12 protein-coding genes are annotated in these 13847 nt (G+C 61.6%); 9 read left to right on the forward strand and 3 right to left on the reverse strand.

Features of this window, described 5'->3' with window-relative positions; translation table 11 throughout:
* Window positions 1-26 precede the first annotated feature (26 nt).
* The 6 genes from kdpF to SB725_RS22190 all read left to right on the forward strand — a co-directional run bounded on the left by kdpF (window position 27) and on the right by SB725_RS22190 (window position 8105).
* Complete coding sequence (gene kdpF / locus SB725_RS22165) at window positions 27-116, forward strand: K(+)-transporting ATPase subunit F (protein WP_007899818.1); 90 nt, start codon at window positions 27-29, stop codon at window positions 114-116.
* Between the two features lie 8 nt (window positions 117-124).
* A complete protein-coding gene (gene kdpA / locus SB725_RS22170) occupies window positions 125-1819 on the forward strand; it encodes a potassium-transporting ATPase subunit KdpA (RefSeq protein WP_027925685.1) in 1695 nt (564 codons plus the stop codon).
* A gap of 10 nt (window positions 1820-1829) precedes the next feature.
* Window positions 1830-3887 carry a potassium-transporting ATPase subunit KdpB gene (gene kdpB, locus SB725_RS22175; protein ID WP_410922585.1) on the forward strand — a complete coding sequence of 686 codons (2058 nt, stop codon included), beginning with the start codon at window positions 1830-1832 and terminating at the stop codon, window positions 3885-3887.
* 146 nt (window positions 3888-4033) lie between these two features.
* Window positions 4034-4579, forward strand: coding sequence for a potassium-transporting ATPase subunit KdpC (gene kdpC, locus SB725_RS22180; RefSeq protein ID WP_027925687.1), 546 nt, complete (start codon window positions 4034-4036; stop codon window positions 4577-4579).
* Window positions 4580-4715: 136 nt separating this feature from the next.
* The gene (locus tag SB725_RS22185; RefSeq protein ID WP_059182393.1) at window positions 4716-7367 is read left to right on the forward strand and encodes a sensor histidine kinase; all 2652 of its coding nucleotides are present in this window, start codon (window positions 4716-4718) and stop codon (window positions 7365-7367) included.
* Between the two features lie 48 nt (window positions 7368-7415).
* Window positions 7416-8105, forward strand: coding sequence for a response regulator (locus SB725_RS22190; RefSeq protein ID WP_027925689.1), 690 nt, complete (start codon window positions 7416-7418; stop codon window positions 8103-8105).
* A 104-nt stretch (window positions 8106-8209) separates the two neighbouring features.
* On the opposite strand, the gene SB725_RS22195 is transcribed toward SB725_RS22190, so the two are convergent.
* A complete protein-coding gene (locus SB725_RS22195; protein ID WP_027925690.1) occupies window positions 8210-9250 on the reverse strand; it encodes a patatin-like phospholipase family protein in 1041 nt (346 codons plus the stop codon).
* A gap of 225 nt (window positions 9251-9475) precedes the next feature.
* Between SB725_RS22195 and SB725_RS22200 the strand changes: the two genes are divergently transcribed.
* From SB725_RS22200 to SB725_RS22210, 3 genes are all read left to right on the forward strand, one after another.
* Entirely contained in the window at window positions 9476-9754 is a 279-nt protein-coding gene (locus SB725_RS22200; RefSeq protein ID WP_027925691.1) for a hypothetical protein, read from the forward strand.
* Between the two features lie 45 nt (window positions 9755-9799).
* On the forward strand, window positions 9800-10567 hold the full coding sequence (locus SB725_RS22205) for a CHAD domain-containing protein (protein WP_410922586.1): 768 nt from the start codon (window positions 9800-9802) through the stop codon (window positions 10565-10567).
* A gap of 235 nt (window positions 10568-10802) precedes the next feature.
* Window positions 10803-11600 (forward strand): acyl-CoA thioesterase, encoded by a 798-nt coding sequence (locus tag SB725_RS22210; RefSeq protein ID WP_027925693.1) that lies wholly within the window; start codon window positions 10803-10805, stop codon window positions 11598-11600.
* Here the strand turns inward: SB725_RS22210 and SB725_RS22215 are convergent, their stop codons facing one another.
* The gene (locus tag SB725_RS22215) at window positions 11601-11966 is read right to left on the reverse strand and encodes an Mpo1-like protein (RefSeq protein WP_027925694.1); all 366 of its coding nucleotides are present in this window, start codon (window positions 11964-11966) and stop codon (window positions 11601-11603) included.
* Window positions 11967-12176: 210 nt separating this feature from the next.
* Window positions 12177-13658, reverse strand: coding sequence for a methyl-accepting chemotaxis protein (locus SB725_RS22220; protein WP_027925695.1), 1482 nt, complete (start codon window positions 13656-13658; stop codon window positions 12177-12179).
* Window positions 13659-13847 lie beyond the last annotated feature (189 nt).

A 13847-nucleotide genomic window follows, 5' to 3' on the forward strand; every position in this document is an offset into this window, starting at 1 on the left:
AATACGCCGTAACACGGAGAACTTCCATGAGCGTTCTGGACGGAGTGTCACTGCTACTGGCAGTGGGGCTGTTCATTTATCTGTTGGTTGCGCTGTTGCGCGCGGACCGGAACTAGGAGCGGCTATGCACAGTTATGACTATTGGCTGATCCTCGCGTTTTTCGCGGTGGTATTGGTCCCGGCGCCGTTTCTCGGGCGCTTCTACTACAAGGTAATGGAAGGTCAGCGCACGTGGCTGACGCCGATTCTCGGGCCGGTGGAGCGAGGCTGCTATCGCGTGGCCGGCGTTGATCCGCAGGCCGAACAGAGCTGGCAGAAGTACACCTTGGCCCTGCTCGCCTTTAACCTTGCGGGCTTTTTGCTGTTGTTCGCGATCCTGTTGTTTCAGGATCACCTGCCGCTGAACCCGCAAAACCTGCCGGGCCAGGAATGGACGCAAGCGTTCAATACGGCCGTCAGCTTCATGACCAATACCAACTGGCAGTCCTACAGCGGCGAAGCAACCCTGAGCTACCTGAGTCAGATGGTCGGCCTCACCGTGCAGAACTTCGTCAGCGCCGCCACCGGCCTCGCCGTGTTGGTAGCCCTGTGTCGCGGTATCGGTCGCAAGTCGTCCAAGACCCTCGGCAATTTTTGGGTCGACATGACCCGCGCTACCCTCTACGGCTTGCTGCCGCTGTGCCTGCTGCTGGCGCTGTATCTGGTCTGGCAGGGCGTGCCACAAACCTTCGCCCAGTACGTGAATGCGGTGACGATGCAAGGCGTCGATCAAGTGATCCCGCTCGGCCCGGCCGCCAGCCAGATAGCGATCAAGCAATTGGGCACCAACGGGGGGGGCTTCTTCGGCGTCAACTCGGCGCACCCGTTCGAGAACCCGACGGCGTGGAGCAACCTGTTCGAAGTCGGCTCGATCATTCTGATTCCGGTCGCCCTGGTGTTCACCTTCGGCCATTACGTCAAAGACCTGCGTCAGAGCCGCGCGATCATCGCCTGCATGCTGGCGCTGTTCCTGATCGGCGGCGCGACTTCGCTGTGGGCTGAATACCAACCGAATCCAACGCTGAACAACGTCGCCGTCGAACAGACCGCGCCGCTGGAAGGCAAGGAGGCGCGCTTCGGCACCACGGCCACGGTGTTGTGGTCGGTGACCACCACGGCGGCGTCCAACGGCTCGGTCAACGGCATGCACGACAGCCTTAACCCGCTGAGCGGCATGGTCGCGCTGGTCAACATGATGGTCGGCGAAGTGATCTTCGGCGGCGTCGGTGCCGGGCTCTACGGCATGTTGCTCAACGTGTTGATCGCGGTGTTCCTCGCCGGCCTGATGATCGGCCGCACCCCGGAATACCTCGGCAAGAAACTGCAAGCCCGAGAAGTGCAACTGCTGGTGGTGACCTTGCTGGTGATGCCGGTCGGCGTATTGGTGCTCGGCGCGATTGCCGCCAGCCTGCCCGGTCCGGTCGCGGCGGTGAGTAACCCTGGCGCCCACGGTTTCAGTCAGTTGCTCTATGCCTACACCTCGGCCAGTGCCAACAACGGTTCGGCGTTCGGCGGCTTCGGGGCCAACACCGCGTTTCACAACCTGATGCTCGGTCTTGGCATGTTGATCGGTCGCTTCGGTTACATCCTCCCGGTACTGGCATTGGCCGGCAGCCTGGCGATGAAGAAAACCGCACCGATCGGCCAGAACAGCTTCCCGACCCATGGCCCGCTGTTTGTGACCCTGCTGACCGTGACCATTTTGCTGGTGGGTGGTTTGACCTTCTTGCCGACGCTGGCGCTGGGTCCGATTGCTGAACATCTGAGCATGGGCTTCTAAGGAATCCATCATGAATATGCCTGTAAGCAAAACCGCCGTCGCCAAGGCGCCGGAACAACCGAAAACCGCGATCTCGGCCCTCTGGCGCCCGGCGCTGGTGCAAGCCTTCGTCAAGTTCGATCCACGGCAATTGCAGCGTGCGCCGGTGATGCTGGTGGTCGAACTGACTGCCATTCTGACCACCGTGCTGTGCTTCATTCCCGACAGCGCCGTGCCGACGTTTGTCGCCGCGCAAATCGCTTTGTGGCTGTGGTTCACCGTGCTATTCGCCAACTTCGCTGAAGCCCTGGCTGAAGGTCGCGGCAAGGCCCGCGCCGACAGCCTCAAGGCCGGCAGCGAAGGCTTGAGCGCCCGTCGTAAAACCAGCAACGGCACCTTTCAGGTGGTGCCGGCCACCAGCCTGCGAAAAGGCGATGTGGTACGCGTCGAAGCCGGGGAAATGATCCCCGGTGACGGCGAGGTGATTGAAGGCATCGCGGCGGTCAACGAAGCGGCGATTACCGGTGAATCCGCGCCGGTGATTCGTGAGTCCGGGGGCGATCGCTCGGCCGTCACCGGCAACACCCGACTGGTGTCCGACTGGTTGCTGGTGAAGATCACCGCCAACCCTGGCGAATCGACACTGGACCGCATGATCGCCTTGGTTGAAGGCGCCAAACGCCAGAAAACCCCGAACGAAGTGGCGCTCGACATCCTGTTGATCGGCCTGACGCTGATCTTCCTGCTGGTGGTCGTGACCCTGCAGCCGTTCGCCCACTTTGCCAATGGCAGCTTGCCGCTGGTGTTCCTGGTGGCGTTGTTGGTCACGCTGATCCCGACCACCATTGGCGGTTTGCTGTCCGCCATTGGTATCGCCGGGATGGACCGTCTGGTGCGCTTGAACGTGATCGCCAAGTCCGGCCGTGCCGTGGAAGCAGCGGGGGACGTACACGTCCTGTTGCTGGACAAGACCGGCACTATCACCTTCGGTAACCGTCGCTGCACCGCGGTGCATCCAGCCCCGGGCGTCACCGCCAAGGAACTGGCCGAGGGCGCATTGTTCGCCTCGCTGGCCGATGACACGGCTGAAGGCAAATCCATCGTCGAGTACCTGCGCGGCACTCAGCCACAACCAGAACCCGCCGCCGAGTTGCTGACAGCGGTTCCGTTCAGCGCTGAAACCCGTCTGTCCGGTGTCGACTATCAGGGCCGCGTGTATCGCAAAGGCGCGGTGGATTCGTTGCTGGTCTTCGTCGGCCTGAAACGCGCTGACCTGGCCGCGCCGCTGTCCAGGGAAATCGACAAGATTGCCCAAAGCGGCGGCACCCCGTTGCTGGTCTGCGCCGACGGCAAACTGCTCGGTGTGATTCACCTCAAGGACGTGGTCAAGCCTGGCATCCGCGAGCGTTTCGCCGAGCTGCGCAAATTGGGGATTCGCACGGTCATGGTGACCGGCGACAACCCGCTGACCGCCGCTGCGATTGCTGCCGAAGCGGGCGTCGACGACGTGCTGGCCGAAGCCACCCCAGAGAAAAAACTGGCGCGCATCCGTCACGAGCAAAACGACGGTCGCCTGGTTGCCATGTGCGGCGACGGCGCCAACGACGCCCCGGCATTGGCCCAGGCGGACGTCGGCATGGCGATGAATGACGGCACCCAAGCGGCGCGCGAAGCGGCCAACATGGTCGACCTCGACAGCGACCCGACCAAACTGCTGGACGTGGTGCAGATCGGCAAGGAATTGCTGGTGACCCGCGGCGCGTTGACGACCTTTTCCATCGCCAACGACGTGGCCAAATACTTCGCGATTTTGCCGGCGTTGTTCGCCTCGATTTATCCGCAACTGGGCGTGCTGAACGTCATGCACCTGACCAGTCCGCAGAGCGCGATTCTCTCGGCCATCGTGTTCAACGCCTTGATCATCGTCGTGCTGATTCCACTGGCCTTGCGTGGCGTGCGGGTGCAAGCGGCGAGTGCGGCGGCGTTGCTGCGACGCAATCTGCTGATCTATGGATTGGGCGGGATTGTGGTGCCGTTCGTGGGCATCAAGGCAATCGACATGCTGTTGACGGCGTTGCATCTGGTTTGACGCCATCGTCGGAACGCCGCCCCGGAGCAAGCTCGCGCCCACCGGGGAATGCGGTGCTTTTGTAGGCGTGAGCCTGCTCGCGATGAAAGCACCTCGGTGCACCTGATCGAACCCTGTATGTGTTATCCGAATTCGAGGATTTTGAAATGTCCACAATGATACGTCCGGCCTTGAGCCTGTTGGTCTTGATGACCCTGATCACCGGCGTCGCTTACCCGTTGGTGGTCACCGGTGTCGCCCAGGTTGCGTTCCCGGATCAAGCCAATGGCAGCCTGGTGCACGACGCCGACGGCAAGGTCCGTGGCTCGTCGCTGATTGCCCAGGATTTTGTCGGTGACGCCTGGTTCCATCCACGCCCCTCCGCCGGTGCGTTTGCCACCGTGTCGAGCAGCGCGAGTAACCTGTCACCGAGCAACCCGGCGTTGGCCACACGAGTGATCGACGATGCCAACAAACTGCTGGTGCCGGGTCAGGGGCCTGTGCCATTGGCCATGCTGACCACCTCCGGCAGTGGCCTCGATCCACACTTGCCACCGGCCGCGATTGCCTATCAACTGGCGCGTGTTGCCGCTGCGCGTAATCTGCCGGTGTCTACGCTGCAACAACTGCTGGACGCGCACATTGAACAACCATTGGTGGGACCGCCGGTGGTGAATGTGCTGGCGCTTAACATCGCACTGGAAAAGCTGTAAGAGATGATCGTTCCCACACGCTGCGTGGGAACGCATCAATGGACGCTTAGCGTCCGCTTTAAGCAGGGACGCGGAGCGTCCCGGGCTGCATTTCCACGCAGAGCGTGGGAACGATCAATTAGAGAGAGCTTCAAGCATGAGTGATTCCGGCCGCGCCGACGCGTTGTTAGCAGACTTGCCCCGCGATGGCCGTGGCCGGCTCAAGGTTTTCCTCGGCGCCGCGCCCGGTGTCGGCAAAACCTACGCCATGCTGCAAGCCGCTCATACCCAGCTGCGCCAGGGCGTCAAAGTCATTGCCGGCGTGGTCGAAACCCATGGCCGCGCCGAAACTGAAGCGCTGCTCGGCGGCTTGCCGCAACAGCCGTTGGTGCGCTCGGAATACCGGGGCGTGATGCTCGAAGAAATGGACCTGGACGGTCTGCTCGCGGCCAAGCCGAAACTGGTGCTGGTCGATGAACTGGCCCACAGCAACGCCCCCGGCAGCCGCCATACCAAACGCTGGCAAGACATCCAGGAATTGCTCGCCGCCGGCATTGATGTCTACACCACGGTCAACGTCCAGCACCTGGAAAGTCTCAACGATCAAGTGCGCGGCATCACCGGTGTGCAGGTGCGTGAAACCCTGCCGGACTGGGTGCTGCAAGAAGCCTACGAACTGCTGCTGATCGACCTGCCACCAAGGGAATTGCTTGAGCGTCTGCGCGACGGCAAGGTCTACGTGCCGGAGCAGGCGCGGGCGGCCATCGACGCGTTTTTCACCCAGACCAACCTGACCGCCCTGCGCGAAATGGCGATGCAAACCGCTGCCGCGCAGGTCGACAATGACCTGGCCCAGGGGTATCGCCAACTCGGTCAAGCAGCGCCAGCGGTACGTGGTCGTTTGTTGGTGGGGGTCGATGGCGATGCGCAGGCCGAGCGCCTGGTGCGTCACGCCAGTCGCGTTGCCCAGCGCCGGCATTTGCCATGGAGCCTGGTGCATGTCGACAATGGCAGCGTGCGTGACGAGCAATCGCGCCTGCGTCTGCAAAGTGCCCAGCAATTGGCCGAACGCCTCGGTGGCGAAGTGGTGTTGCTGCGTGCCGGTGAAGTCGCGAAGACCCTGATCCAGCACGCCGCCGAACGCCGCGCCAGTCTGGTGCTGGTCGGCCAGTCCCGGCAGCGGTTGCGTCGGCGCTTGTTCGGTGGGGGCTTGGCGTCACGCCTGCTGCGCGATGCGCGCGGGCTGGAAATCAACGTCCTCGACAGCGATGATTTACCGCAACAACCGCGCCAGCGTTCGGCACAATCGCTGGTGTGGTTCGACTACGTGCTGGCACTGGTGGCGACCGTTTTGGCCAGTGCGTTGGCGTGGGGCGTGGCGAGTATTTTACCGCTGCCCAACATCTCGCTGGTGTTTCTCGCCGCTGTTCTGCTGGTGGCGGTGCGCAGCAGCCTCGGCCCGGCGCTGGCCTGTGCGGCGCTTTCATTTCTGACCTACGACTTTTTGTTCATTCCGCCGAATTTTTCTTTCGCCATCCAGCGCGAAGAAGACGTGCTGACCTTGCTGTTCTTCCTGCTGATGGCGGCGCTCACCGGCAACCTCGCGGCGCGGCAACGTCGGCAATTGCAGGCACTGCGTGACACCCAGGAAGAGACCACCGAACTGCTCGACCTGTCGCGCAAACTGACGGCCGCCACTGATCGCCAAGCCGTGATCAGCGCCGCTGCCCAGCACCTCAACGGCTGGAGTGACTTGCAGCTGTGCCTGCTCAATCAAGACGGGCAGGGTGGCTGGAAAGTCGAAACTGGCGGTCCGATAGAATTCTCCGAAGCTGAACGCGCTGCCGCCGATTGGGCCTGGCAACACGATCAACCCGCTGGTGCAGGCACCGGAACATTGCCAATGGGGCGTTGGTGGTGGTGGCCGTTATCGGTGGAAGACGGGCCGTTGGCATTGATGGGTGTGTGCGCCAAAGAAGGCCAGACCTTAAGCGGTCAGCGTCGGCGTTTGTTGACCGCATTGAGCCAACCGCTGGCCCAGGCGTTGGCTCGCGCGCAACTGGCCGAAGACCTCGAAGCGGCGCGACTGCACGGCGAAACCGAGCAACTGCGCAGCGCACTGTTGGCGTCGGTGTCCCACGACCTGCGCACGCCGCTGACGTCCATGCGCGGCAGCATCGACAGCCTGTTGGCCCTCGGTGAAGCCATTCCGCTGGAGGATCGCAAGGAGTTGCTCGAAGGCACGCGTGACGAAGCCGAGCGGCTGGATCGCTACATCCAGAACCTGCTGGACATGACCCGCCTCGGTCACGGCGCGCTGAAGCTGGCGCGTGATTGGGTGTCGCCGGCCGACATCGTCGGCAGTTCACTCAATCGACTGCGCGCCGTGCTGGCGCCGTTGCAAGTCAGCACCGACGTGCCGCCGGAGTTGCCGCTGCTGTATGTCCACGCGGCGCTGATCGAGCAGGCGCTGGTCAACGTGCTGGAAAACGCCGCGCGATTCTCACCGGCACATGGGCGCCTGCAATTGCGCGCCGGTGTCGAGGATGGCGAGCTGTTTTTCTCGGTGAGTGATGAGGGGCCGGGTATTCCGGAGGAGGAACGGGCGAAGATTTTCGACATGTTCTACACCGCCGCGCGCGGTGATCGGGGCGGGCAGGGCACCGGGCTGGGGCTGGCGATCTGTCAGGGCATGGTCGGTGCGCATGGCGGACGGATCAGCGTCGCTGACGGCATTGAGGGACGCGGAACGTGCATTACGCTTCACTTGCCCTTGCAGGAACAACCCGCCTTTGAAAGTGAGCGCTGAAGTGAAGCCTGATACCCTTTGGACATCCCCATGCCGCGATCAGAAACCATGAGCCAGACCGCGACCATTTTGGTCATCGACGACGAACCGCAAATCCGCAAATTCCTGCGCATCAGTCTGGTCTCCCAAGGCTACAAAGTGCTGGAGGCCGGCACCGGCACCGAAGGCCTGGCGCAAGCGGCGCTGAACAAACCGGACTTGCTGGTGCTCGACCTCGGTTTACCCGACATGGACGGCCAGCAAGTGCTGCGCGAGTTTCGTGAATGGTCGACGGTGCCCGTGCTGGTGCTGTCGGTGCGTGCGAGCGAAGGGCAAAAAGTCGAAGCACTTGATGGCGGCGCCAATGACTACGTGACCAAGCCCTTTGGCATTCAGGAGTTTCTGGCGCGGGTGCGTGCTTTGTTGCGCCAGGCGCCAGTCGGTGAAGCCCAGCAGGCGGCGTTGACGTTTGGGCCGTTGACCGTGGACCTGGCTTATCGGCGGGTGCTGCTCGAGGGCGTCGAAGTGGCGCTCACACGCAAGGAATACGCGGTGCTGGCGCAACTGGCGCGGCATCCGGGACGGGTGATTACCCAGCAGCAACTGCTCAAGGATATCTGGGGGCCGACCCATACCGAGGACAGTCATTACCTGCGGATTGTGGTGGGGCATTTGCGCCAGAAGCTGGTGGATGATCCGACTCAGCCGCGGTTTATCGTGACGGAGGCGGGGGTCGGGTATCGGTTGCTTGATACCTGATTGTTCCTGCGTGGTAACGCATCCCGTGACGCTCCGCGTCACGATCTCAACAGCGGACACAGGGCGTCCATGGCGGTATTCCCACGCAGCGCGTGGGAACGATCTCAGGGCTCACGCTCATTCTCATACCGATCCAGCGTATCCCGAGCAATCTCGCGTCCCAACGCGATCAACTCCGGCGCCTTGTAAAACTCGAAAAACCGGCAAACCCTTTTCGGCACGTTGATCAGGATGTCCGGCGGATACCCGGCAATCTTGTACTGCGCCAGCGACGTCTGCATCACCTCGAAACTCTGGTTGATCAGGTCCAGCAAAGACGCCGGCCCAACGTTATCGATGATGAACGAACCGGTGGCCGACTTCGGCGCGCCTTCGCGCTCGGGAGCGGCGGCAGGTTGCTGGGCTTCGGGCTCGGCGGATTCGATCCAGGGGTTGATGTCAGCCGCTTCTGCCATCAACGCTTCCTTCTCCAGCAGCAGCAATTGTTCGGCCTGTTTGCGCCGGAACGGCAACTTCGAACCCAGTGAATTGATCAAACTGTCGAAACGACTCTTGAACGCTGCCGGTCGCTGGATCACCGGCAATTGATAGTGGCGCTGGTTGGTGGAGTTGAGGTTGACTGCGATGATCAGGTCGCAATGACTCGACACCACTGGCACGATTGGCAAAGGGTTGAGAATGCCGCCATCCACCAGCATCCGGTTGCCCTGCATCACCGGAGTGAAGAGGCTGGGGATCGCCGCCGAGGCGCGCATGGCCTGATGCAGACAACCTTCCTGGAACCAGATTTCCTGCTGGTTGGTCAGGTCCGTGGCCACGGCCGTGTAGGGAATGCGCAGGTCCTCGATATTGATCTCGCCGACGATCTTGCGGATCTGCCCGAAGACCTTCTCACCGCGAATCGCGCCAAGCCGAAAGCTGACGTCCACCAGGCGCAACACATCGAGGTAATCCAGGCTTTCGATCCAGCTGCGATACTCGTCAAGTTTGCCCGCCGCATAAATTCCGCCAACCACCGCTCCCATGGAACAACCGGCAATGCAGGCGATGTCGTAACCGCGCCGTTCGAGCTCTTCAATGACACCGATATGGGCATAACCTCGGGCTCCGCCTGAGCCCAGTACCAGTGCGATACGCTTTTTCATGAATCGCCCTCGTCTGACAAGGTTCAACAATGCACCCATCAAGGGGCGGGCTTCAATCGCCATGGTCGCTCGACAGGCCGATGGCGTCGTTTTTTCGACACTCCATGGCGGCACTTGGCTATTCTTGCCCACGCTATAGTGAGTTTGCTTCGAGCGGCCAAGGCACTTTTCCCGCGCCGGGCCGTCTTACCTGCACGACTGTTGACCTATCTTGAGGTGGTATTGATGAAAGCCTGGATTTGCGTACCTTTGATTGCGCTGGCGCTCGCCGGTTGTGCCGGCAAAACGGCTTACCGCGAAAGCTGCGGCAGCCAGATTGACGCCGCGTGGCATGAGCTAGACTTGGCCAAGGCCGAAGGTTTCGCCGGGACTGTCAGCTATTCCAAGGCCCTGTCGTTACTGACAGGCGCCAAGACCCAGCAACAATTCGAAGCCTACGAAGGCTGCACCAGCAAAGCCGAGAAAGCGCGCTTCTATATTCGGGAGTCGCGTGCAGGCCGTTGAGGCATGACGCGGGTAAAAAGGGACACTCGATTCAGGGAGTAAGCGATGTCTGATTTGGTTGATCGGTTGGTGGCCCATGTCCTGGGCCTTGAAGTCCGCTTGTTGGCCTGTCAGGCGCGTTTGACTGCCCGCACTGACCCTGAAGCGTTACACGACCTGCGCACCACGGTTCGCCGTTTGCGCAGCCTCTTGCGCCCCTTGCGCGGCCTGCCCGGTGTCGAGCAGGTGGAAGCGGCGGCGTCCCGGGTCGGCGAGCTGACCACGCCGTTGCGTGATCGCGAAGTGCTGGCGGCGTACCTGCTCGAGCACGGTCAACCCGAAGCCGCCCACCGGCGCATGGCGCTGATGGCCGAGGCGTATCCAGCGGTGGCGGCCAGTCCCGAGCTGGCGCAGTTGCTAATGATCTTCGATGCCTTTCCGCGTTTTTTGCGCGCGTCCCAGCGCCAGGGCTTGCTCAAGGGCCTGCGCAAGCGCATTGAAAAACGCTTGGGCAAACAATGGAAGAAACTCGATGTTGCCCTGCACGACCCGGCCCACGACCGTCATCGCTTGCGCCTGTTGATCAAGCGTGTGCGCTACGGCATCGAGGCCTATCCCGAGCTGGACCGTTTGCCGAAGGCTGCCTTGGCCCGATTGAAATCGGCACAGGGGGCTTTGGGTGATTGGCACGACAGTTGGCAATGGCTGGCCAGGGCGCAAGAAGAGGCGGACTTGCAGCCTTGTGTCGCGGTCTGGAAAACCACCATGGCTAACGCTGAAGCCCGCGCCGACCGTGTCCTCGACAAACTCAGCGCCCGCTGCTTCAAATCCTGAAAACCGCGCAAATCAAATGTAGGCGTGAGCCTGCTCGCGATGAGGCCGTGACATTCAACAGTGATGTTGGCTGTCATGCCGCTTTCGCGAGCAGGCTCACTCCTACAGGGTTTTGTGTTGAGTATGGAATCTAGTATGCGGCTCTTCTGTCAGTACTTTTGGCCGGAACAGGTGCTGTATCCCCATCGCTGGCTGGTTAAGATCTTCCTCTCCTTTTCCCGTTTCCGAGGTCTTCATGCGCTTTTGCGATCTGCTCGACGCCGTCCGCCAGCAACCGCTGGAGCTGTCTATTCCAGCCGGATGGGCGCAGGGGCGGGCCAGTTTTGGTGGTCTGGTGGCGGCATTGCAATACGAAGCCATGCGCGCAAAAGTCCCGGCAGACCGGCCGGTGCGTTCGCTGGCGATCACCTTTGTCGGCCCCGTCGAGCCTGAAGTGCCGGTCAGCTTTGAAGTCGATGTCTTGCGCGAAGGCAAAGCCGTCAGCCAGGTGCTGGGCCGGGCGATGCAGAAGGGGCAAGTGGTGACGTTAATTCAGGGCAGCTTCGGTGCCTCGCGGCCTTCCGAAGTGGCGATCACGGCTGAACCTGCTCCGGAAATGAAGCACTGGGACGAGTGTCAGGAATTGCCCTTCATCCCCGGCGTGATTCCGGAGTTCATGCGCCATCTGGCAATGCGCTGGGCCGTCGGCGGCATGCCGTTTACCGGCAACTCTTCCCGTCAAATGGGCGGTTGGGTGCGGTTACGTGGGGATGTGAAGGAAGAGGCCGTCACCGAGTCGCATATCCTCGCGCTGGTGGATGCCTGGCCGCCGTCCTTGCTGCCGCACCTGAAAAAAACCGCGATGGGCAGCACGCTGACCTGGACCATCGAATTCGTTCAGCCGTTGCTGGAACTGAGCACGCTGGACTGGTGCAAATACCTGGTCGAAACCGAGCATGCCGCAGACGGCTACGGTCATGCGGCCGCGAAGTTGTGGAGCGCGGACGGCCGGTTGATCGCCATGAGCCGGCAGACGGTAACGATTTTCGCCTGATCAGTGCCGACGATGGCGCTCACGCCAGGCGCGCCACCAGCCGCCGCTGAGGAAAAACCGTGGGAAGGTCAGGAATTGCTCGACCAGCAAGCGTGACACTGCATCTTTGCGATCACTGAACGGTTCGGAGGCTTGCGCCTCCAGGCTGTGACCGTGACGTTGCAGACCCAGCGCAGCGAGCAGGCCGATCACGCCGATGGCGATGTTCAACAGGCTCAGGCTGAACACCCCGGACACAATCAGCAGAAACGCGACAATGAACAGTGGTACGGCAATCAGGTGCAGCACCAGGTTGGTCGGGTGCTGGTGATTGTTCGGGTACGCTCGCCATTGCCAGGCGGGTAGGTTGGGGTGACGTTTGCCCATGTTGAAACTCCTCAATCCGTGTTGACCGTATGATTGAAGAATAGGCGGGGGGAGGGTGGTCGGCGAATCGAGGTTGGCTATGGGGGTGATAGGTGGGGATTGATGTTGACCGGACTGACGCTGTCGCGAGCAGGCTCACTCTTACATTTAATCGCATTCATCTGTTAAAACGCGGTCACTGTGGGAGCGAGCTTGCTCGCGATGGGGCCCTTACAGCCTGAGCTGCCCGATCGCCTTGCTCAACTCCCCAGCCAACGCTGCCAGCTCATGACTGGTCGTCGCAGAGTTAATGGTCTGCTGCACAGTGTTCTCGGTCACATCGCGAATACTCACCACCGCCCGATTCATCTCCTCTGCCACCTGGCTTTGCTGCTCGGCCGCCACCGCAATCTGCGTATTGCTTTCACGCATCTGCGCCACGGCGCTGGTGATTTCGGCCAGCGCGGCGCCAGCTTCTTGAGCCTGCTTCACGCAATCATCAGCCTTGAAGGAGCTTTCCTGCATGAAGTCCACCGCGTCCCGGGTCCCGGCCTGCAAGGCGGAGACCATCAGGGTGATCTCGTCGGTAGAGGTCTGCACGCGCTTGGCCAGGTTGCGCACCTCATCGGCCACCACTGCAAAGCCCCGACCCATTTCGCCCGCCCGTGCCGCTTCGATGGCCGCATTCAGGGCCAGCAGATTGGTCTGCTCGGCAATGCTATGAATCACCCCGACTACGCCGTTTATTTTCTGACTGTCCTCGGCCAGGCGCTGAATCATCTCCGCCGTCTGCTGCACACCGCTGGACAACCCGGCAATCGACTTCTGCACGCGACACACCACTTGCTGCCCACTGCCCGCCAGCTTGTCTGCCGTTTGCGAGAGGTCGCGGGTGGCGCCGGCGTGCTGGGCGATGTGATAGACGGTGGCGGTCATTTCATTGATTGCCGTGGCGGCCTGATCGGTTTCGCTTTGCTGGCCGAGCATGCCGTGGCGCACTTCGTTCATGCTCGAAGCCAGGCGCGCAGCACCGACATCCAGTTGCCGGGCCGTGCTGGCGACGGTGTTGACCACTCGCTGGTATCCGGCCTGCATCGCGTTGAAGGCGTTGGCCATCTGCCCGACTTCATCCTGGCAGGCCAGCGGCACACGGGCCGACAGGTCGCCGGTTTTTTCGACGTGGAGCATCACGTCTTTCAAGGTGTTGAGCTGACTCAGCAGGAAGCGGATCAACAGCTGCGATGCGCCCAACATCGCCAGCATCAAGATAAATACAGCCACCGCGTACTGGGCGAAACGTTCGCTGAAGACTTGACTCAGGCTCGGGCCAAAAGCGATCACCGCGACTTGCTGCCCGTCGGGGCGGGTGAACACCTCGGCACCCATCAACGGGTTGTCGCCGAGCAGTGGCATCGGGTGGATCTCGACCCAGCCGTGGCTGTCCGTCAGTTCCAGGAGTGGCTGACCGTTCAACAATGGCGCCTGTCCGCGTCCGAAGGTCAGCAGGTTGTCGGCCTTGGGCAGCGGTTGCCCGACGGGCCAGGCACTGAGCAATCGCGCCTGTGCCTGGGCAGCCCCTTGCGCGGCGTGACTGCGGACTTGTTGTTCGAGTTGCACGGCGTACAGCACCAGCAACAGGGTGGTGAAGAAAGCGACCGCGTTGACCGCCCAGAATTTGTATTTCAGCGAGATGTTGCTAAGCCAGGCACCCATGGAGGTCTTCTCTGATAGCGGAAACAGCATTGGCAAGGTGCCAGCATTGTGCCGCTATCGAAGATTCTGAATTTGATGTGGATCAACATGCACCACAGTCCCCCTGCAGGAGTGAGCCTGCTCGCGATGGCGTTCTGTTGAGACATCAATGTTGAAAGTGCTGGCGCTATCGCGAGCAGGCTCGCTCCA

Origin of the sequence: Pseudomonas sp. SIMBA_041 (genome assembly GCF_046535095.1) — a bacterium.
GTDB classification, from domain to species: domain Bacteria; phylum Pseudomonadota; class Gammaproteobacteria; order Pseudomonadales; family Pseudomonadaceae; genus Aquipseudomonas; species Aquipseudomonas mucoides.

Bases quoted from the DNA above. Each gene is read 5' to 3' on its own strand.
- kdpF (WP_007899818.1), top strand. From the start codon at position 27: ATGAGCGTTCTGGACGGAGTGTCACTGCTACTGGCAGTGGGGCTGTTC.
- kdpA (WP_027925685.1), top strand. From the start codon at position 125: ATGCACAGTTATGACTATTGGCTGATCCTCGCGTTTTTCGCGGTGGTA.
- kdpB (WP_410922585.1), top strand. From the start codon at position 1,830: ATGAATATGCCTGTAAGCAAAACCGCCGTCGCCAAGGCGCCGGAACAA.
- kdpC (WP_027925687.1), top strand. From the start codon at position 4,034: ATGTCCACAATGATACGTCCGGCCTTGAGCCTGTTGGTCTTGATGACC.
- SB725_RS22185 (WP_059182393.1), top strand. From the start codon at position 4,716: ATGAGTGATTCCGGCCGCGCCGACGCGTTGTTAGCAGACTTGCCCCGC.
- SB725_RS22190 (WP_027925689.1), top strand. From the start codon at position 7,416: ATGAGCCAGACCGCGACCATTTTGGTCATCGACGACGAACCGCAAATC.
- SB725_RS22195 (WP_027925690.1), bottom strand. From the start codon at position 9,250: ATGAAAAAGCGTATCGCACTGGTACTGGGCTCAGGCGGAGCCCGAGGT.
- SB725_RS22200 (WP_027925691.1), top strand. From the start codon at position 9,476: ATGAAAGCCTGGATTTGCGTACCTTTGATTGCGCTGGCGCTCGCCGGT.
- SB725_RS22205 (WP_410922586.1), top strand. From the start codon at position 9,800: ATGTCTGATTTGGTTGATCGGTTGGTGGCCCATGTCCTGGGCCTTGAA.
- SB725_RS22210 (WP_027925693.1), top strand. From the start codon at position 10,803: ATGCGCTTTTGCGATCTGCTCGACGCCGTCCGCCAGCAACCGCTGGAG.
- SB725_RS22215 (WP_027925694.1), bottom strand. From the start codon at position 11,966: ATGGGCAAACGTCACCCCAACCTACCCGCCTGGCAATGGCGAGCGTAC.
- SB725_RS22220 (WP_027925695.1), bottom strand. From the start codon at position 13,658: ATGGGTGCCTGGCTTAGCAACATCTCGCTGAAATACAAATTCTGGGCG.